The organism is Vibrio jasicida 090810c (assembly GCF_002887615.1).
Classification (GTDB): Bacteria; Pseudomonadota; Gammaproteobacteria; order Enterobacterales; family Vibrionaceae; genus Vibrio; species Vibrio jasicida.
This window is the reverse complement of record NZ_CP025793.1, coordinates 826687-844448: the sequence shown is the minus strand read 5'-3', so window position 1 is coordinate 844448 and position 17762 is coordinate 826687. Positions and strand designations below refer to the sequence as shown.

Genomic DNA, 17762 nt, shown 5'->3' with positions numbered 1-17762 from the left:
ATTCATTATCCTCACTACCGAACAATTAAAGCGAACAATTAAAGCGAACAATTAAAGCGAACAATTAAAGCGAACAATTAAAGCGAACAATAAAGACGAACAATCGAGATGGCAGATTACAAAAGAATTGAAAAACTGATGCTGTTTGCCGAAGTGGCTCAAACACTCAACTTTTCTAGGGCAGCGGAGCAACTTGGCATTTCTAAAAGTTACCTGTCAGAACAAATCAAGCGATTGGAATCGGAACTCGCTACGCCTTTGATTGTTCGAACTACACGCAGCGTGAGATTGACGGCAGAAGGTGAATCGATCTTTGCGCAAGCGGAAGATCTCAAACGACGCGTAATGGAAATGGAAAAGAGTTTAAGTCAGCAATCTGAGCAAATAGACGGTCTGATTCGGCTTACCGCTCCCAAGATGTTTGCTGAAGCGGTACTGCATGATTTGTGCGTGGCGTTTCGCGCTCTTCATCCAAACATAGAGTTCGAGATCCTTTCTAGCTATCAAGCGTTTAATCTGACGGAAACCAGCGTCGACTTTGCGTTTCGAGCGACAAGAACGCCACCCGAGAATATGATTGCGCATCACCTTTTGGACTACTATCACTGGCTGGTTGCTTCTCCTCAGTATCTGCAAGAAAAAGGCTCACCGGAGACGTTAGTGGATTTAAAACAGCATCAATGCTTAACCACACTGCATCAAAAAGAATGGCCTTTAAAAACGGGAACGGTTCAAACCCAAGGTTGGCTTTCAAGCAATGAAAACCGCCTACTCAAAGAATCGGCCCTGTCCGGCAATGGCATCGCTCGATTAGCAAGTTACTTTGTCGAGCAAGACGTTGATAATGGCCGACTAGTGCAGGTTCTATCGGAAGAAACGGACCACCAGCACAACGCGGTTTACTTAGTGTATCCGCAACTTATCTATCAATCAGCGAAAACCAAGGCCTTCATTGAATTCGTGAAGCAGCACTTTGCTAAATAACTAAGGCAGTTAATCCGCTGACCACACCGAACGAATATCTGGCCAACCCCAGTTAGTTAGGGCAACGTCTTCTAACACACCTTGGAAGCGCAAAGTTTGCGTATGGTGGAACATAGGTGCAATCCAGTATTCGCTGACGAGTGTGGAAGCAATAGGTTCGAGCGCTTTGAGGTAACCTTCTAGCGATGTATACGCGCGCACTTTCTCTAATTGCTCATCCAACCAAGTCGCATTTTCTTCACCCAAGGTGTGGTGCAACACGGTATTGCTAAAGAAGTTGGTAAACGCCGATGCATGACGGTTGTCATCCAAGTTGATGTTCGTCACCACCAAGGTTTCATCCAATGTGCCGTTCTTTGCTTTTTCGCTTAGCTCTCGGTAGGAATACATCACAATGCCGACTTTGCTTCCCGTCCCTTCAAGTAGGTTAGCAATTGCACGCGCACATCGTCTCAATGCCGTGTAGTTGTACCCTGCGATGGTGATATGTTTAGGCAGTTTGCTCTCTTCACCAAACGGTCTTAGCACAGGCTTCCACGTTGGCAACATGTTGTATGCAGATACGCTGCCAAACACAATCTTTTCTTTGCGCATCACATCAGCAAGTCGCTCCGGTTGAATCAACTCTGCGATATAACGACGCTGCGCTTGAGACAGAGGATACTTGGCATGTTGATTAAACAAGGCAAATAAACAACCATCCTCGGTGCGACTGCGCTGACTCGCCGGAGCCACTTCCGCATCTTGTGTCGACATGTAATGCCCGCACATGCTGTCGGCAAGCTCGTCGTCCGCTTTCTCCACCTGTTTCGGCGGTGTATTTGCGGCTAGGGATGGGTTCTCCATTTTCTCATCATTGACGATCCAGATCGTCACCATGTCGGTCAGTACTCGACAGGCGTAATAGCCGTCAAACGCTTGCAGTTTTAATCGATGAGCACTGTGTTCAATCACAGAGAAAGGGCCACTGCCAACGACCAAATTGTTATTGGCATCGTTCACTTGGCTAACGGGTTGGATGCCGTACTTCACGCCAGAGATAAGCCCGGCAAAACCCAAATCTGGCTTACTCAGGGTAAACACTACTTTAAGAGGGTTTGGTGCGGTGATATCGGTAACGTGAGCCAGCTCTTTCTGGTAATACTCCAACGAACTCAGTTTGGCAAACAGACTAACAACTGTATCAGCATCAATGGGTGCGCCATTGTGAAAAGTTAAGCCTGGGCGCAGGTAAAAGGTCCATTCGAAACTTTTCTCGTCATAACGCCAATGATGAGCAAGTTCTGGCTTCACCACTCCGTTGTAGTCACTGGATACCAAACAACAGTAGATTTGACGCAAGAAGAAGCGCTCACTGCTTCGATGCAGTTGATGAGGAACAATACGCTCAAACATACGTTTGTAGGTGAGCTGAATGTTGAGTCGACCTTCTTGAACAGACGCTCCTGAAGTCGTTTTGAGCAAACGTCCAAACGCCGCTTCATCTTCATCGAGAATCACCAACGCTTTTTCGTATTTACCCAGTTTGATTCGCTCCAGTGCGAGGCTTTCTTTTAACGCACTCAACTCGATGTTCAGCAATAACGTTGAACGCTGATTTCGTCCCGCTTTTGGCAGCCAACTCAACCATGCTTGCTCCTGCATTTGCGACAGTAAGCTGCGTGCATGGCGAGGAGAAGTGAACAACAAGTCAGCGACTTCCTGCAATGTGGTTTTGGCTTCACTCCCCACGCCAAAGGGAGTGAGTCGTTGGTAGTAGCGGAACAAGTTGAGATCAGACACCGCGCGCCCTCAAAAAGTGGATATAGGTTTATTTTACTCAACTTATCCGAGAGAAAATAAGAAAACTTCCAAACACTTTGTTCCCCTTTTTACCCTCACGAACGCAAAAATCGGTGAGTTAGCGCACCTTCTGGGGCTAACTAGGAATAAACCACAGAAATCTACTCTCTTTTTCAGCTCCTCTTTTCTTCGCATACTGACCCTGTCAGCAACAAGGAGGAAACACTATGCGATTCCAAATTCGATCAGCAAAAGACATGCCTACAATGGCAACCTATTTCCGAGAGCGCGTTGCGCATTCGGACAACAAGCTTGAAGTAATGGCTCTGGTAACAATGAACGATTTCTTCAACTGGTAAACGAACCTTAAGCAGAACTTAGCTCCTGATACTACACCCCCACTTCGTTGTATCTTTAAGTTCTGCTTTCCTCTTCTAACTGTTTCTTTTTCTTGCCATTCATTATCTAGGTTACCAAAAGTTAACTAGTTGAAATGCCGCAAAACTGGGTCTACATTGAAGTCTCACCCCTACACAATCGCTTTTATTGAGACGGGGAATCCATGGATATATACCACCAATTCGGGAGTCATTATGGCAACTTCAGTGAAACTTAAAGCGGGCGACAGCTTCCCTTCTCTTCAAGCAACCTTGCTAGATGGTTCAAGCGTGACGTTAGGTCAGCCGCAAGGTGATGCGACTTGGCAAGCCGTATTCGTTTATCGTGGTAAACACTGTCCTCTTTGTACCAAATACCTCAATGAGTTAGAGGGCTACAAGCAAGCTTTCGCAGAAGCTGGCGTTGATATTCTTGCGGTTTCAGGCGATTCACAAGAGCAGCTTGAGGGACATCTAGAGAAACTCGAAATCAGCTTCCCGATTGCTTACGGCCTAACCGAAGAACAAATGAAAACATTAGGTTTGTACATTTCACTGCCTCGTTCAGAGCAAGAGACTGACCATAACTTCGCAGAACCAGGCCTGTTTGTAGTGAATGAACACGGTAATTTGCACGTGGTGGATATTTCAAACAACCCGTTTGTTCGCCCTGAGCTTGGCGCGCTATCACGTGGTTTGGCTTGGATTCGTAATCCAGACAACAACTACCCTATTCGTGGTACGTTGGACTACTAAGCGAATTACGCCCAATCAGCCCCAAACAACAATCAAACATAAAAAATGCCAGCGATATGCTGGCATTTTTATTGGCTTAAACCGTTAAGCGATGATGAGATACAAAAGGCCGCGTTATTTACGCAACTCAATCTGGTGAGTCTCAGACCAAATTCGCAAATCATCAAGAATCTTAAGTGCGGTACGGCCGAACTCTGTTAGCTCATAGCTTACTGCAATTGGGCGATCGCTGATCACTTTGCGCACCACCATACCTTCCGCTTCTAGCTCTTTAAGGCGTTGGTCGATCATCTTTTTGCTTGCGCCGCCTAACATGCGTGCTAGGTCATTGAAACGAACTGGGCCATCTTTCAAATGAAAAATCAAAGAGCCTTTCCATTTACCACCAATTAGGCGCATCCCTTTCTCGATAGCACATGGCTCCGCACATACGTTCGCCACTGACTTACGACCTTTGCTATCTACACTGATTCTGCTTTCCACAATACACCTCAAGATACGCACCTAATCTAGGTAACGAAAAGTAAGCTAGATACATTTAGTGCTTTAGAGTAATAAAAACGTCACCTCGCCGCAAACAAATAAAAATGGACCGCATGCAGCAGTCCACCTTAATTCATCGATTACTCTAGGATAATTAGAAGTTTTCGTTTATATGCGCTTCGAAACGAGCAAAATCATTTTCAATGTCGCCATTCTTCATTACGTCATAGCAAGCAAAAGTCGGTAGTGCAGCCATACCAAAGAAGCGGAAGTTAGCGTGCATATGAAGCATTAAATCGTCCACACTTTTACCTTGGAATAGGTATTCGTTCTCATCATCAAACGACTCTTTTGGCGCATTGAATGTCAATGACAGCATGTATTTGCTGTTTGTTTGAGTGCCACCCGTACCGTAGTTTTTCTTTGGGTCTTCTGCACTACGTCCATCGAAAGCACATAGCGCGCCCCCCATGCCAGCAGTAAACACGTCATCCATGTATTTTTTGAATGACCAAGGCACAGACATCCAGTTGATTGGGCTTTGGATGATCACGCGATCAGCCCATTCAAAGTGTGCGAGTTGCTCATCTACGTTGATCTCATCTTGCATTGTCACAACGCGAACCTCATGGCCTTTTGCTTGCAGAAGCGTCTGTGCCTTGTCGACAAGAGAAGCGTTTAAACGACCTTCTGAGTATGGTGATGGTTCGTGTGCATTGATGATCAGTACGTTGCTCATGGGATTACCTTTAAATAAGTTCACAAGATGACGCAATAACCATTGTGCGTCGGATGTGGTTTATTATGGTAACCTAGAAATATAGTGCAATTAGTTAACTTTTAGTAACCTACGTAATTTTTGATTATATCACTGTTTTTAAAAGATATATTTTTTCAACTTTTTATTCATCGTTATTTTCCGATTAATTTTTTCATCGATTTGTTGCATCTTCCACAGAGCAGGCGTACACTTTATCGCAATTCGACGATTAACTATTAAGGCCAGCGAATGAGTGATAAGTGCAACGACACGTGCGAAGTTGTTTTTCAGACAACACAACAACAGCTCGAGAAAGAACAAACTCTAGCAGCACAAGCAAAAGCTTTGTCACATCCAGCACGTTTGCGCATTCTGCATATCCTGCACACTCTCGATACCATGGGCGGTTGTTTGAACAGTGATTTGGTTTCTGAACTGGGTCTTGCACAATCTACTGTTTCCGAGCACTTGCGTATTCTCAAGCAAGCAGGCTTTATCAGCGCGGAGCCAAACCCACCTAAGGTTTGTTACCGCATTCAACGCGACGCATTTGATAAGTTCAATCTAGGATTTTCCAAGTTATTTGATTAATTGACTTTGCACACTGGTCAGGTGTGCAGAGATAAACTATACCTTTAACTATCGCCTTTCGACGATAAACGAATAAAGAGACCACTATGACTACTCAAGTTTTAAATAGTGCCAGCAACAAAATGAGCTTCCTCGATCGTTATTTAACGGTTTGGATTTTTGTGGCAATGGCAATCGGTGTAGGTATTGGCGCTGCTTTTCCGCAGGTTGCTGAATGGAATGAATCAATGTCAGTGGGCAGCACAAACATCCCACTAGCGATTGGTTTGATTTTAATGATGTACCCGCCTCTGGCAAAAGTAAATTACAACCTATTAGGTACCGTCACTAAAGACAGAAAAGCGATCACGCTGTCTTTGGTCATGAACTGGATTGTCGGCCCTATTTTGATGTTCATCCTTGCATTGACTTTCCTAGGTGATCATCCGGGTTACATGGTTGGTATCATTCTGATCGGTCTTGCTCGTTGTATTGCGATGGTATTGGTATGGAACGATATCGGTGGCGGTAACAAAGAATACGGCGCAGCCCTAGTTGCACTAAACAGCGCTTTCCAAATCGTGACTTACAGTGTGATGGCATGGTTGTTCATCACTGTATTACCACCAGTCTTTGGTTACGAAGGTTTCGTGGTTGATATCTCAATGATGGACATCGCGGAAAGCGTTTTGATTTACCTTGGTATCCCATTCCTAGCGGGCTTCCTAAGCCGTAAATGGCTGGTCGCTGCGAAAGGTGAGCAGTGGTACAACGACGTGTTCATCCCACGCATTTCACCAATTACGCTTATCGCCCTGCTTGCGACCATCGTACTGATGTTCAGCTTGAAAGGTGAAATGATTCTTGAACTGCCAATGGATGTATTCCGTGTAGCAATTCCACTGGCTATCTACTTTGTGTTGATGTTCTTTGTCAGCTTCTTCGTCGGTAAGAAAATGGGCATCGACTACGACAAAAATGCGTCGATTGCTTTCACTGCAACAGGCAACAACTTTGAATTGGCAATTGCGGTTTCTATCGCGGTGTTTGGCCTAAACTCAGACCAAGCTTTTGCTGGTGTCATTGGCCCACTGATCGAAGTGCCTGTATTGATTGCTTTAGTGAACGTAGCACTCAAAATGAAGCAGAAATACTATAAATAACCAAAGGTTATAATCCTTAAAAGTATAATCTCTAAGAGCGCCTATCGTTAACGCGATGGGCACTTTTTCATTTTGGTGCTAGGCATACAGACCTTTACAAAATCCAATTTGCTAACTCAAAGTTTTGAACAATGTTTTAAATTAGGAATTCATATAGGAGTTTGAGTAATGAATTTAGAATATAAAAAACTGAAGTGGCATGCTGTTCTCAAGCTTTCACAACAGACGATTAAATGTCTAGAAGAGGAAAACAGCACAACTTTTACTGATGTCGACAAAGTACGCGCGAACGTTCATGCAGCAGAACTACTGCAACAACTCTTGTCCGATCTTGCGATTGCGGATTCTAAGTCTTCGAGCACATTGAGCTCAGTAAAACGCGCTTAGCTGTATTCAGGAGACATTAATTGACGACCACCGTTTTGATGTAATCACTCGGTGTTAGGCCGAATTTACCTTTAAAACGCTGGCTAAAACGCCCTTCAGATTGATATCCACATAATTGCGCCAGCATCGCAACGCTGTAGTGACCGTTTTGCATTAAGTGCAACGCATGATTTAAGCGAACTTCTGCAAGCACTTCCCGATACTGAGTACCCTCTTGCTTGAGCTTACGAATCATGGTCGCACGGCTCATGGCAAAACGCTCAGCCACCAGCTCTAAAGTGTGTTCCTCTCCCGGAGAATGCGACAAATAACGGCTCAGCTTCTGGCTGAATGTTGTATTCGCACTCGCAAACAAACGATGCAACACACCACGCTCAGCAAGTTGCTGATACAACCCCATTACCCAGAAGGTTTGGGTCTCTTTACTAAGGGTTTGTTGGTCAAACGAGAACAGAGCATTGAGCGTATCTTCTAAGGCTTTATCGGATTCTAATGTTGGCTTTTCCTCACCACTATCAATGCTCGCGCTAAGTTCAAGCATTGATTCTGACGGCAAACAATGGAAGCTAAACATTCTAGAGAGAAACTTACCTTTTTGCGGTAAGTTCTCAAAACTCAGCGATGCAGAAGCCTCACAAAGCAGCAGCTCAGAATTGGAAAGATCCAGCGCCGATTCTTTCCAGAAAAGACGCTTACTGCCTGTGATGATCTGAATAATACTTGGGGAATGGATCTTCACATTACGCAACTTCTGTAACTGCTCGGCACGAAACAACGTGACTCGATATTGATGGATCATCTATTCCCCTCGTTTTTTATCATCTATCTATTACGGCTTAACGTGTGTACGTCGCCGTCAGTTTTGCTTTGTCTAGTGCCATGCTGTTAAGCGTAAAACCAACCACAGCAGCTGGTGTGTTTTCATCTAGGTTTAGTTTCTCTGTTGGCAATGCCCAAACCGTAAATTGGTAGCGGTGCATGCCGTCTGCTTCTGGTGGGCAAACGCCACCAAAACCAACTGTTCCGTAGTCAATACGCGACTCTTTACCGCCCAATTTTTCAATGTTCACTGCGCGTGGCAGTTCGCTTACTGAAACTGGAATGTTAAACGCAACCCAGTGCCAGAAACCACTGCCAGTAGGTGCATCAGGGTCATAAGCCGTGATTGCAAAGCTCTTTGTTCCTGCTGGCGCATCCTTCCACATCAATTGTGGGGATTGGTTACCACCATTACAGCCCCAGCTGTTGTATTCGAAGGTCTTCGCCATAGGATGACCTTCTTGAATGTCTTTACTGGTTAATTCAAATGCTTGCGCTGAACCAACCGCCAATAAGCTTAATGCCAAAACCGATGTAGTGATTGCTTTCATGATGATGCTCCTATTTCTTAAGTTCGGCATAAGTGTATGCCCAAAAAGAAACAGCAACCCACCATTAAGTATCAATAGCATTCATTTTAAGCTAATCAGTGATACTTTTCGTAATATTTTCAAATTCGTGCTTACTGGCGACCTATTTGGTGTCTACCCAAGTGACTTCAAGATGCAGGATTCAGAGCGCTGTCATTGACTCGAGTTCAAGGAAAACAACGCAGCGTAATAGCCAGCTCTTTCCAAGTTGTTTGACGCAGCAATCGGGGCAATGACACGCTCCCAAAGGGCCCTCTTTGCAAATAGTAAGGGACTTGGCTTGTATACTTTGTTGTCGATTCTTGATTTAGATCCACTAGACCTTTAAATCGCCGCCGCGTCTACAAACCAATTCATTCTCGCTGAACCTAGCATCTCGAGGTTACTTGGATATATGCTCATTAGCCCAAAGCAAACAAGGAAGCGTAAATGGAACTGGATATCTACGTGGTGGACGCCTTCACCGATACGCAATTCAAAGGCAACTCTGCAGCGGTGGTGCCGTTAGAGGAATGGCTTGCTCCAGAGTTGATGCAAAGTATCGCGACAGAAAACAACTTATCGGAAACGGCCTTTCTAAAATCCATTGGCGCAAACCAATATGAGATTCGTTGGTTCTCTCCGATTACTGAAATCGACTTTTGTGGGCACGCAACGCTAGCCTCGTCGTTAGTGCTGTTTGATGAGCTTGGCATTAGTGGCACGATTGAATTTCATACTCTGGAAGTAGGAACGCTCACCGTAGAAAAGAATGCGCAAGGTAAGATTGAAATGACGTTCCCTGCTCGTCCTCCAAAAGCCGTTTCTGATATTCCCTCGGCATTAATTGAAGGCTTAAGTTGCGATGTGGAACGCGTACTGCTTAGCCCCCAAGCGTACTTCGTGGTAGTCGACAGCCAACAGGAGGTACTTGAGGTTCAATACCGTTCAGAACATCTCAAGACTCTCGCTCCTTACGATGTGGTCGTTACTGCGAAAGGCGATCAACAAGACTTTGTATCGCGTTACTTTTGGCCTGCAAATGGTGGCGATGAAGACCCCGTAACAGGCTCGATTCACGCTGGATTAGCACCGTTCTGGGCAGAAGAATTAGGCAAAACATCACTGGTCGCTTACCAAGCTTCTCAGCGCGGAGGTATTCTTCATTGCGAAGTTATTGGCGAACAAGTAAGAGTGTCGGGCGACGGCGTGCTTTACATGAAAGGTAAGATTTTTGTGTAGACCTTTAGCTTGTCTTTAGCATTAGCCCAATATAACAAAGCCCAGCGTTATTGAACTATATAACGCAGGGCTTGAGGATAACGCTGGACTTGATGGTTTGAGTAGAGTGATGTCGAACTACTGGAACTTCTCACCCGCAGCAGCAACGAACGCCATTTCTACCAACAGTTCAGGATTTTCCAATTCAACTTTGACGCAAGCACGGCTTGGTGCGCAGCCCTCAGGGAACCACGCATCCCACACTTCGTTAAGCGCATCGAAGTTAGCAAAATCCGTCACGTAAATCGTCACAGATAGAATACGCGATTTATCGCTATCGACACTTGCTAGCATTTGCTCGGCTTGGTCGAAGATCTGCCGCACTTGCCCTTTCATATCCGCAGTGGTGTCAGCTTCTGCCACCTCAACAAAGTTGGCAATACCGTTGAATACCGTTACATCAGACCAACGTTTGCATGGATTAATACGATGAATTGTCATGTTATTTCTCTTAATTACGACTTCTCAACCAAACACACAGGCGCACCGATGTCGCACGAATATCCGGTTGGAGTGATAGCGCCAGTTTCCGGATTCCTGTGAAAGCTAGCGACATTATGTGAATGTTGATTAGCAACGAGCATCCACTGCCCGTCACGGGATAAAACAAAATCTCTTGGGAACGCGCCACCACAATCGGACGCGGCAATTTGAACCGGAGTATTGCTCGTTACATCAAATGTACTGATCAGATTTTGCGCACGGCATGAGACATAGACAAAGCGCTCATCCGCAGAGAGACGAATCGCAGACGCCGCTTCTTTGTTCTCTTCATCGGCTAGCAGCTTCACTTGCTGAGTCAGATTCCACTGCCCGCTTTGCTTGCGAAGTACCACGAGCGTTTCAGACAATTCGCAAACAACGTACGCGACAGATTCATCACGAGTGAAGACCAAATGACGAGGCCCAGAACCAACAGGCATAGCGATACTTTGAGAAAGTGAAAACTTAACTGCCTCACCATCATTGTCGTAGTCATAGAAATGAACGCAGTCTGTGCCTAAATCGACCACTGCCAATTGAGCGGAGTGTTTTAGAAAAGTGACTTGATGGGCATGAGGGGAAGTTTGACGGTCAATATTGGGTCCATTGCCTTCTACATACAATTCTGCAATGGATTTCAAAGGTTTACCTTGCTCATCAAGTTGGTAAACACTTACATTGCCGGAACCGTAGTTTGCAACAGCGAGTAACTGTTCTTTAATGTCGATATGGCAAGGGTAGTCACCTTCAATTGGCAATCCATAGCTGTCTGTTTTTTCAGCAAATATCAGCTCTGCACCTGCCAAGCGATCGACTTCATTAAAGGTATATAAACCCTCTCCTCTGAGCGCAAGGTAAGAAGGGTTACGAACCGTTTTCACCGCGTCTGGAACAAGTTCATTGGTGAGCGTTAATGCACCAGTAGCGGTATCGAGAGAAACACACGCAATGCCCTGACTTTGGCTTGGTGAATCGGTATAGGTGCCTACATAAAAATGTAAGTGACCATTTACTATCATGGGAAACCTTTAGGAGATAAAAGAGTGCTTAACCGATAAGATGCCGCCTGCGTTACCAGACGGCAATCCCTTTTAGTTATCAATCGGTTAAAGTGTGAAGCAACTGCTCGGTTGGTACTACGATGGCGACAATCGTTTCATCAAAAATAATCGCATTTTCATTGATGATGCGTTGATGCGCTTCAGCGTCAGATTGGCTAATGTCACTGCCCTGCTTGGCGAGCTCAATCAAGGTTAAACCTAAATCGGCAACTTTGATTGCGGATTCTGCAACTGGCACCGTTTCTACTGACGCCACGTTGGCCGCGAAAATAGGTTTGGCTTGCTGCGCCGCTAACTTAACGCTTTGATAATGCATCGCCAACGCATCCAATGCTGCTGTATCACCTTGAGCATAAGCCGCGACCAAATCTTGCATCTCATACACTGCTAGGCTTTCTACTGGCAGTGCATCCGCAAAGCGGTTTAATCGCTCATACTGATTGTATAAATCACCTTCAATTGGCGTAGAGATCCATTTCTCCCAATGACGAGCGTAGTATTGAGCTGGTTCGATGTACTGCGCAAATGTTTGTAGCGGAGTTTCGTCCGCACCATTAGCAAGACGTTTTAGCATCATATGGGCATCGGCGTGATGGCGTAGACCAAGCGAAATCTCAGACCATGTATCCATCACCTTCATGCGTTTGTACATGCTGTGCTCATCGGTCAGCTCCTGACTCGACCATAGACGCTCAGCAATCGCGTAGCTTCTAGGCCATAAGCGTTGCTCGATGGTCATTGAATCGAGGTTCTCACCCCAGATGGTGATTTCTCCACCTAAAATTAACTGTTGTTCTTTCTCGGTCAGTTCAGCCGGATAGCCGCCATTCGGCTTAGGAATGACACTCCCTGCCATGTCGCTGCTCGCGACCAATTCTCCAGTCGCAGGCCAACGAACATTGCCAATCAATTGGTAACTGGTGTCTTTCAACTTGCCATCCGCGAAGTCATAGTTGAATTCGGTGTAAGACATAAAGTTATCGAAGTGCCCTTTAAACTTCACACCCGGCACGTACTCGATGATGAACACCTCTTCGCGAGACTTACCGTTGTAATCGGTAAACGCACGGTAGCTACCGTCTGTCGCTTCTATAATGGTTAGATTACCTGTACGTGGACCACCTTTGTTGCGTGGTTTCACCCAGTCATAAGTCGCGAATTTCTCACCTTGATGAAGTTGATCATCAACCGTGATTCCTTTCGGCATTGGATCATTGCGGTAGTGGTAACTGGTTGGTTGTGGCTGGTCTAGGTAATAGCCTGTTGAGAGAATACCTTGGTAGCCCTCTTTTGCTGCTCTACCGATACTGTCGTGCCCTTGCCAACTTTGAATCACAATCGAGGTTGGAAGGTCTTTGTGCCAGATTTCATCCCAACCTGTCATCTTCTTGCCACGTGCTTCCAGCATCTGTTCAACCTTGGTGTTCAGATACGATTGCAGACCACGCTCTCCATCCAGATTGTTGTCTTTGATGAATTGCTGAATCTTCGGGTTGTCTTTCCACTGTTGGTAATTTGGTTCATCCCCGCCGATATGGAAGTACTCATCTGGGAAGAGCTCAACCACTTCGTCAAACACGCTCGCCAGCATCTTGTAGAGTTCAGGATTGGTCGGGTCCATTAACGGCTCAAACACACCCCAGCCACGTTGGTGCGGATAAGATTGCTCACCCATACCAGACATTAATTCAGGGTAAGCGTGCGCCACTGCCGAAGCATGTCCCGGCAAAGAAATTTCAGGGATAACTCGAATGCCAAGGTTGCGCGCGTAATTCACCACATGGCGGATTTCATCTTTGGTGTAGTAATCACCATCTGCGGTGTCTTGCCAAAGCTTTTGGTAGTTATCGAGCTGGATACGAATCGCTTGGTCATCCCAAATATGCCAATGGAAGACGTTCATTTTTGCTGATGCCATCGCATCGAGTTGACGAAGAATCACATCGAGTTCGATAAAATGACGGGATGTATCGTAAGAAACACCGCGCCAAGGAAAACGTGGCTCATCTTGAATCGACACCGCAGGCACAAAGTAGCCAGTCGCGTCCGTAGTCACCAACTGCAAGAATGTTTCTAAACCATGGAAAGCACCGTAAGGGCGTTCGGAGCGAATGATGATCTGACTATTACGCGATTCAAGTTGGTATGATTCATCACTGTTAATGTCTTGCACCTCGGACTTGGGCGCATTACGAATATCAATCACCAAGGTCGCGTCTTTTTCCGACTCAGCATGCCAGTTCAACATTGGTAAGCCGGTTTGGCGATATAGACGATCCATGGTGCGCTTAGCATTGAACTGCACGCGCGGGGAATCGTAGCCTTTGATGTAAATGCTGAAGGATTTATCCAGTGTGATTTTACCCTGCCCCAACTCTACATTTTGTGGGTAAGGCATTAGGTTAAGATCGGTGTTGGGAGTCATCGCCATCGCTGCCGTTGGAATTGTGATTAAGCCTGAAATGAGTAGTGCTAATGTACCTTTGTTCATCCGCGCCATCCTATTGTTACTAGGGTCTGTTGATCTTTCGCGGTTAAATTTTGTTCGGATGGGGACGCCTAGTCAAAATCGTTTTAGGCGCGGCAAGGAGTGTGCCGCCTAGTCATTCTAAGCAAATACTCCTTAACAAAGCATAAAACGATTTTAGTCGGGGGCGCCTAGCCGAACCCTTTGGGCAGCGTTTGTTGGTCATTTCTACTGCGTTATCGACTTCTCATGTAGGCTAGCTACATAGCAAAGTCTCTGCCCTGTATAAATATCCAACAATTCGCTGCAAAAATCAGCTCGGAAGTTCAACAGACCCTATAATTATTCAACCCAAGTCACGCTATTTAATGGGGTCTGGTGACTTGGGTAAAAGAGCTCTATTTGAGTTACGCAACCAGCTCTACTGCTTCACGAACCAGCTTGCCAATTTCGTCCCACTGTTCGTTTTCAATTAAGCTCGGTGCCACCATCCAAGTACCACCGCAACAAACCACACGGTCGATAGCTAGGTAATCATTGACGTTGCTTTTACCGATACCGCCTGTCGGCATCAGACTCACATCAACATAAGGTGCAAGTAGTGACTTCACCATCGCGATACCACCGCTCGCTTCTGCCGGGAAGAATTTGAGGAAGTTCAAACCCAGCTCAAGTGCTTGTTCAACCTGACTTGGGTTATTCACACCCGGTACGATTGGCATGTTGATTTCTTGACAGCGACGCACGGTATTGGGGTTCAAACCCGGCGCGACAATAAACTCTGCCCCCGCGTCTTTCGCTTGGGTAATCTGCTCTGGCGTCAGTACCGTGCCAGCACCGATGCACATTTGCGGGTAGGCATCGCGCATGGCTTTAATCGCATCGGCAGCGGCTTCTGTTCGAAAGGTCACTTCCGCAACTGGCAGACCGTTTTCTACTAGCACTTTTGCCAATGGAATCGCGTGCTCAACCTTATTGATTTGAATAACAGGAATAACTTTGAATTGCTGAAGTTGCTCAATCATTGCTTGGGACATAATACGTTCTCGGAAATTATCGAATTAGATGAGTCATGGCGTCGTTTGGAATGACTGCGCCAGGATATTGAATAACGGTTGCCGCTAGTGCGTGACCGAGTTGGGCAGACTGCTCGCAGCTTTGTCCGGTCAATCGTCCTGCAAGGTAACCTGCAGCGAATGAATCGCCAGCAGCACAGGTGTCGATCACTTTGACGACATTCTCGGCGCCTACGTAAGCGCTTTGCTTGTCATCACCATGCGACCAAACCAGTTTGCAAGGCTCGCAACCACGTTTAATCACGATTTCTTGGCAACCAAAGCGAAGGCAGCGCTGCTCGGCACTTTCCTCTTCACCCCACACCAAGACATCATCGTCTTCAGTGATAAGCGCAATGTCGACTAAAGGCAGAATTTGGCTGTACCAATGTTTCGCCTCTTGTACAGACCAAAGTTGAGGACGAAAGTTATTATCGAAGACAACCTTGCCTCCATCTTGTGAGAACTGACTTAATGCCTTTTTAAGCCTTACTTTGCTGTCGTCATTTAGAATCGCAATACTGATGCCACTCAGATAAAGATAATCCAGCGCTCGGTTCGCAATCGCGGCTTCTAATTTGTTGAGCGAAGAAGTAGAGAAGTAACTTTTAACGGCTGCGCTGTCACGCCAGTATAGAAAGCTGCGTTCGCCTTCTTGGTCGGTCTGCACCACGTACAAACCCGGTAGTTGAGCTGGGAAGATCTCGACAAGATCAGTCGCAATGCCCTCTTGTTGCCAGTTTTCCAGAAGCTCTTGAGAAAGTACGTCCTCCCCAAGACCGGTCGCGTAAGACACTTGGACAGGTTGTTGAGCCGTTAGTCGAGAGAGGTAAAGTGCGGTATTGAGCGTGTCGCCACCAAAGCCTTTGCGAATTGGGTCGCCGCTTAGTTCAATCATGCATTCGCCAAAGAAAGCAATTTTAGTCTGGGATGAATCGGTCATCGTTCACCTACTTTGGATAAATTTAGAATGGTGGCTCGGGGGAGCCACCAGTTTGTCAGGAGCTTATGAGCGAGTCTCTGTTCGAGCCGAAACTCTTTGCTGTTAAGCGTTTTGATTTGCCGCCGTTGCGCGGTTTTGCAGAGAAGCGTCTTCTTCCAGAACACCATCGTCAGACAGTTCCATTTCCATCAGTGCACGCTCGTCATCGAGGATTGCTCGTGCCATTTCTGGTGAAACTTGGTTAGCTGGAGTCACTAGGCTCACTGCCACACCAGCAGTTAGGGCAAATAAGCAAGATGGAATCACTGGGTTACCCCAGAAAGCAGTCAGGTCAGGGCTCATCATGACTGCAAATGAAGCAATGGACGCACCTGCCAATGTTGCCAATGCACCTTGCCAGTTGTAACGCTTCCAGAAGCGACCCAACATACCGCACACGAACATGCCAGACATAACCGTCGAGATCATCTTAGTGATGTAGCCGATGATGTCGTTCGAAGTTAGAGCGAACAGCAATGCACAACCGATCACCACAACCAAAGCCAAGCGAGAGTAATTCAACATGGATTCTTTGTTTGGCACGCGACCGGTGAACATAACGTACACATCACGCAGTAAGATAGACACGCCCGCAATCGCATCCGAACTCGCACTCGACATAGTTGCAGATAGACCTGCAATAAGAACGATAAGACCAACGCCTACTGGCAATACCGTTGCCGCGATGTATGGGAAAGCAAAGTTTGCGTTGTTCAGTTCAGGGTCAATCGCATGCGCCGCCATACCAATGACTGCTGGAATGATGGAGAAGAACAAGTACAACACACCAGACGCTACGAATGAACGGCGGATGGTTGATACATCCTTGCCTGAATAGATACGTTGGCGGAATGAAGGCGTTGCAAGTACACCCACACCAATCACAACAGCAAGAGAAACCGCTGGGATTAAACCAAGCTTATCAATCGCAAGGAAACTCACCGCTTCTGGGTCCATGGCAGAGTACAGGTTATCCAAGCCGCCAATGTGCTGCACTGACAGTACCGCCATTAGGATGAAGCCAACAAACAAGATGATAGCTTGAATGGTGTCCGTCCAAACCACCGCAGTGTAGCCGCCAATAACCACGTAAATGGTAAACGCTGCTGCGATGATCATCTTCGCAGTGCTCAGCTCAATATCGGCAATCCACGCTAGGTACATACCACCACCAAGGATGTGTGCGCCCAACCAGCCGATAGAAGCGATAAAGATAAGCAGACCAACCACGTTCTTCACGATGCGGTTTGCACCTACGTAGTATGCGAGCTCTTCACTCATGGTCATAAAGTTGAGTTTACGAACTGGCGCAAACCACAGTGCCAATAACAAGATACCAATTGCGCCGCCAATGCCGTAAAGCGCACCAGCCCAACCGTTTGAATAACCAAAGCCCACCGCGCCCATACTAGAGCCCGTGCCAACCATAGTTGCTACCGTGGTACCTAATACGAGGAACAGAGGTAAGCCTCGACCACCGAGTAGAAAGTCTTCACCTGATTTTTGATTGCGAGAGACAAACCATCCCAACCAAATTAAAAATAAGACATACACACCGAAGCCGGTAAGAAAAAGTGTACTGTTCATTGAACACCTCTCATATCAAAATCCATCTTTCAGATTGATATAATTCCAGCAGCAAGTATTAGATTTTATTCCAGAAATTATCTAATTTTATTTTTATAGCATTTGCTAAATATATTAGGCACTACTGCTTTATGAAATTATATTTATGTAGGGAGTGAGAGTGCCCAAAAGATAATAACAGGAAAGTAATTATTTC

Annotated in this window: 18 protein-coding genes; 7 read left to right on the top strand and 11 right to left on the bottom strand. The window is 46.1% G+C overall.

The genetic code is table 11. The features are described 5' to 3' along the window. The first annotated feature begins 108 nt into the window (after positions 1–108). Entirely contained in the window at positions 109–984 is an 876-nt protein-coding gene (locus C1S73_RS21430) for a LysR family transcriptional regulator (RefSeq protein ID WP_038865268.1), read from the top strand. Between the two features lie 9 nt (positions 985–993). Here the strand turns inward: C1S73_RS21430 and C1S73_RS21425 are convergent, their stop codons facing one another. After that, positions 994–2766: an SgrR family transcriptional regulator gene (locus C1S73_RS21425; RefSeq protein ID WP_038865265.1), complete on the bottom strand. Its 1773-nt coding sequence runs from the start codon at positions 2764–2766 to the stop codon at positions 994–996. 227 nt (positions 2767–2993) lie between these two features. Here C1S73_RS21425 and C1S73_RS28230 point away from each other — a divergent pair, with 227 nt between their 5' ends. Together C1S73_RS28230 and C1S73_RS21420 are read left to right on the top strand one after the other, a co-directional pair. Beyond that, the gene (locus C1S73_RS28230) at positions 2994–3125 is read left to right on the top strand and encodes a hypothetical protein (protein ID WP_009706196.1); all 132 of its coding nucleotides are present in this window, start codon (positions 2994–2996) and stop codon (positions 3123–3125) included. A gap of 234 nt (positions 3126–3359) precedes the next feature. Next, positions 3360–3899, top strand: coding sequence for a redoxin domain-containing protein (locus tag C1S73_RS21420; protein WP_038865262.1), 540 nt, complete (start codon positions 3360–3362; stop codon positions 3897–3899). A gap of 114 nt (positions 3900–4013) precedes the next feature. Here the strand turns inward: C1S73_RS21420 and C1S73_RS21415 are convergent, their stop codons facing one another. Together C1S73_RS21415 and C1S73_RS21410 are read right to left on the bottom strand one after the other, a co-directional pair. After that, positions 4014–4382, bottom strand: coding sequence for a winged helix-turn-helix transcriptional regulator (locus C1S73_RS21415; protein ID WP_005435493.1), 369 nt, complete (start codon positions 4380–4382; stop codon positions 4014–4016). Positions 4383–4536: 154 nt separating this feature from the next. Then, on the bottom strand, positions 4537–5121 hold the full coding sequence (locus tag C1S73_RS21410; protein ID WP_038865260.1) for an NAD(P)H-dependent oxidoreductase: 585 nt from the start codon (positions 5119–5121) through the stop codon (positions 4537–4539). Between the two features lie 270 nt (positions 5122–5391). On the opposite strand from C1S73_RS21410, the gene C1S73_RS21405 reads away from it, so the two are divergent. The 3 genes from C1S73_RS21405 to C1S73_RS21395 all read left to right on the top strand — a co-directional run bounded on the left by C1S73_RS21405 (position 5392) and on the right by C1S73_RS21395 (position 7262). Next, entirely contained in the window at positions 5392–5733 is a 342-nt protein-coding gene (locus C1S73_RS21405) for an ArsR/SmtB family transcription factor (RefSeq protein WP_038865258.1), read from the top strand. A gap of 86 nt (positions 5734–5819) precedes the next feature. After that, on the top strand, positions 5820–6875 hold the full coding sequence (arsB, locus tag C1S73_RS21400) for an ACR3 family arsenite efflux transporter (RefSeq protein WP_038865256.1): 1056 nt from the start codon (positions 5820–5822) through the stop codon (positions 6873–6875). A gap of 168 nt (positions 6876–7043) precedes the next feature. Beyond that, positions 7044–7262: a hypothetical protein gene (locus C1S73_RS21395; protein WP_038865254.1), complete on the top strand. Its 219-nt coding sequence runs from the start codon at positions 7044–7046 to the stop codon at positions 7260–7262. Positions 7263–7278: 16 nt separating this feature from the next. On the opposite strand, the gene C1S73_RS21390 is transcribed toward C1S73_RS21395, so the two are convergent. Both C1S73_RS21390 and C1S73_RS21385 read right to left on the bottom strand, forming a co-directional pair. Then, the gene (locus C1S73_RS21390) at positions 7279–8061 is read right to left on the bottom strand and encodes a helix-turn-helix transcriptional regulator (RefSeq protein ID WP_038865252.1); all 783 of its coding nucleotides are present in this window, start codon (positions 8059–8061) and stop codon (positions 7279–7281) included. Positions 8062–8098: 37 nt separating this feature from the next. Then, a complete protein-coding gene (locus C1S73_RS21385) occupies positions 8099–8632 on the bottom strand; it encodes a YbhB/YbcL family Raf kinase inhibitor-like protein (protein ID WP_038865251.1) in 534 nt (177 codons plus the stop codon). 468 nt (positions 8633–9100) lie between these two features. On the opposite strand from C1S73_RS21385, the gene C1S73_RS21380 reads away from it, so the two are divergent. Next, entirely contained in the window at positions 9101–9892 is a 792-nt protein-coding gene (locus tag C1S73_RS21380; RefSeq protein WP_038865247.1) for a PhzF family phenazine biosynthesis protein, read from the top strand. A 117-nt stretch (positions 9893–10009) separates the two neighbouring features. Here C1S73_RS21380 and C1S73_RS21375 read toward each other — a convergent pair whose 3' ends face one another. The 6 genes from C1S73_RS21375 to C1S73_RS21345 form a co-directional block, all read right to left on the bottom strand. After that, a complete protein-coding gene (locus tag C1S73_RS21375; protein ID WP_038865245.1) occupies positions 10010–10372 on the bottom strand; it encodes a RidA family protein in 363 nt (120 codons plus the stop codon). A gap of 14 nt (positions 10373–10386) precedes the next feature. After that, entirely contained in the window at positions 10387–11433 is a 1047-nt protein-coding gene (locus C1S73_RS21370; protein ID WP_038865243.1) for a lactonase family protein, read from the bottom strand. A 79-nt stretch (positions 11434–11512) separates the two neighbouring features. Beyond that, entirely contained in the window at positions 11513–13966 is a 2454-nt protein-coding gene (locus C1S73_RS21365; protein ID WP_038865241.1) for a family 20 glycosylhydrolase, read from the bottom strand. Between the two features lie 383 nt (positions 13967–14349). Next, positions 14350–14979 (bottom strand): bifunctional 4-hydroxy-2-oxoglutarate aldolase/2-dehydro-3-deoxy-phosphogluconate aldolase, encoded by a 630-nt coding sequence (locus C1S73_RS21355; RefSeq protein WP_038865239.1) that lies wholly within the window; start codon positions 14977–14979, stop codon positions 14350–14352. A gap of 16 nt (positions 14980–14995) precedes the next feature. Next, a complete protein-coding gene (locus C1S73_RS21350; RefSeq protein ID WP_038865237.1) occupies positions 14996–15940 on the bottom strand; it encodes a sugar kinase in 945 nt (314 codons plus the stop codon). A gap of 102 nt (positions 15941–16042) precedes the next feature. Beyond that, the gene (locus C1S73_RS21345; protein WP_038865236.1) at positions 16043–17566 is read right to left on the bottom strand and encodes a sodium:solute symporter family protein; all 1524 of its coding nucleotides are present in this window, start codon (positions 17564–17566) and stop codon (positions 16043–16045) included. Positions 17567–17762 lie beyond the last annotated feature (196 nt).

Excerpts from the sequence above, each read along its gene's own strand:
- C1S73_RS21430 (WP_038865268.1), top strand. The coding sequence starts at position 109 with ATGGCAGATTACAAAAGAATTGAAAAACTGATGCTGTTTGCCGAAGTG.
- C1S73_RS21405 (WP_038865258.1), top strand. The coding sequence starts at position 5,392 with ATGAGTGATAAGTGCAACGACACGTGCGAAGTTGTTTTTCAGACAACA.
- C1S73_RS21350 (WP_038865237.1), bottom strand. The coding sequence starts at position 15,940 with ATGACCGATTCATCCCAGACTAAAATTGCTTTCTTTGGCGAATGCATG.
- C1S73_RS28230 (WP_009706196.1), top strand. The coding sequence starts at position 2,994 with ATGCGATTCCAAATTCGATCAGCAAAAGACATGCCTACAATGGCAACC.
- C1S73_RS21375 (WP_038865245.1), bottom strand. The coding sequence starts at position 10,372 with ATGACAATTCATCGTATTAATCCATGCAAACGTTGGTCTGATGTAACG.
- C1S73_RS21380 (WP_038865247.1), top strand. The coding sequence starts at position 9,101 with ATGGAACTGGATATCTACGTGGTGGACGCCTTCACCGATACGCAATTC.
- C1S73_RS21385 (WP_038865251.1), bottom strand. The coding sequence starts at position 8,632 with ATGAAAGCAATCACTACATCGGTTTTGGCATTAAGCTTATTGGCGGTT.
- C1S73_RS21370 (WP_038865243.1), bottom strand. The coding sequence starts at position 11,433 with ATGATAGTAAATGGTCACTTACATTTTTATGTAGGCACCTATACCGAT.
- C1S73_RS21420 (WP_038865262.1), top strand. The coding sequence starts at position 3,360 with ATGGCAACTTCAGTGAAACTTAAAGCGGGCGACAGCTTCCCTTCTCTT.
- C1S73_RS21355 (WP_038865239.1), bottom strand. The coding sequence starts at position 14,979 with ATGTCCCAAGCAATGATTGAGCAACTTCAGCAATTCAAAGTTATTCCT.
- C1S73_RS21395 (WP_038865254.1), top strand. The coding sequence starts at position 7,044 with ATGAATTTAGAATATAAAAAACTGAAGTGGCATGCTGTTCTCAAGCTT.
- C1S73_RS21390 (WP_038865252.1), bottom strand. The coding sequence starts at position 8,061 with ATGATCCATCAATATCGAGTCACGTTGTTTCGTGCCGAGCAGTTACAG.
- C1S73_RS21345 (WP_038865236.1), bottom strand. The coding sequence starts at position 17,566 with ATGAACAGTACACTTTTTCTTACCGGCTTCGGTGTGTATGTCTTATTT.
- C1S73_RS21410 (WP_038865260.1), bottom strand. The coding sequence starts at position 5,121 with ATGAGCAACGTACTGATCATCAATGCACACGAACCATCACCATACTCA.
- C1S73_RS21365 (WP_038865241.1), bottom strand. The coding sequence starts at position 13,966 with ATGAACAAAGGTACATTAGCACTACTCATTTCAGGCTTAATCACAATT.
- arsB (WP_038865256.1), top strand. The coding sequence starts at position 5,820 with ATGACTACTCAAGTTTTAAATAGTGCCAGCAACAAAATGAGCTTCCTC.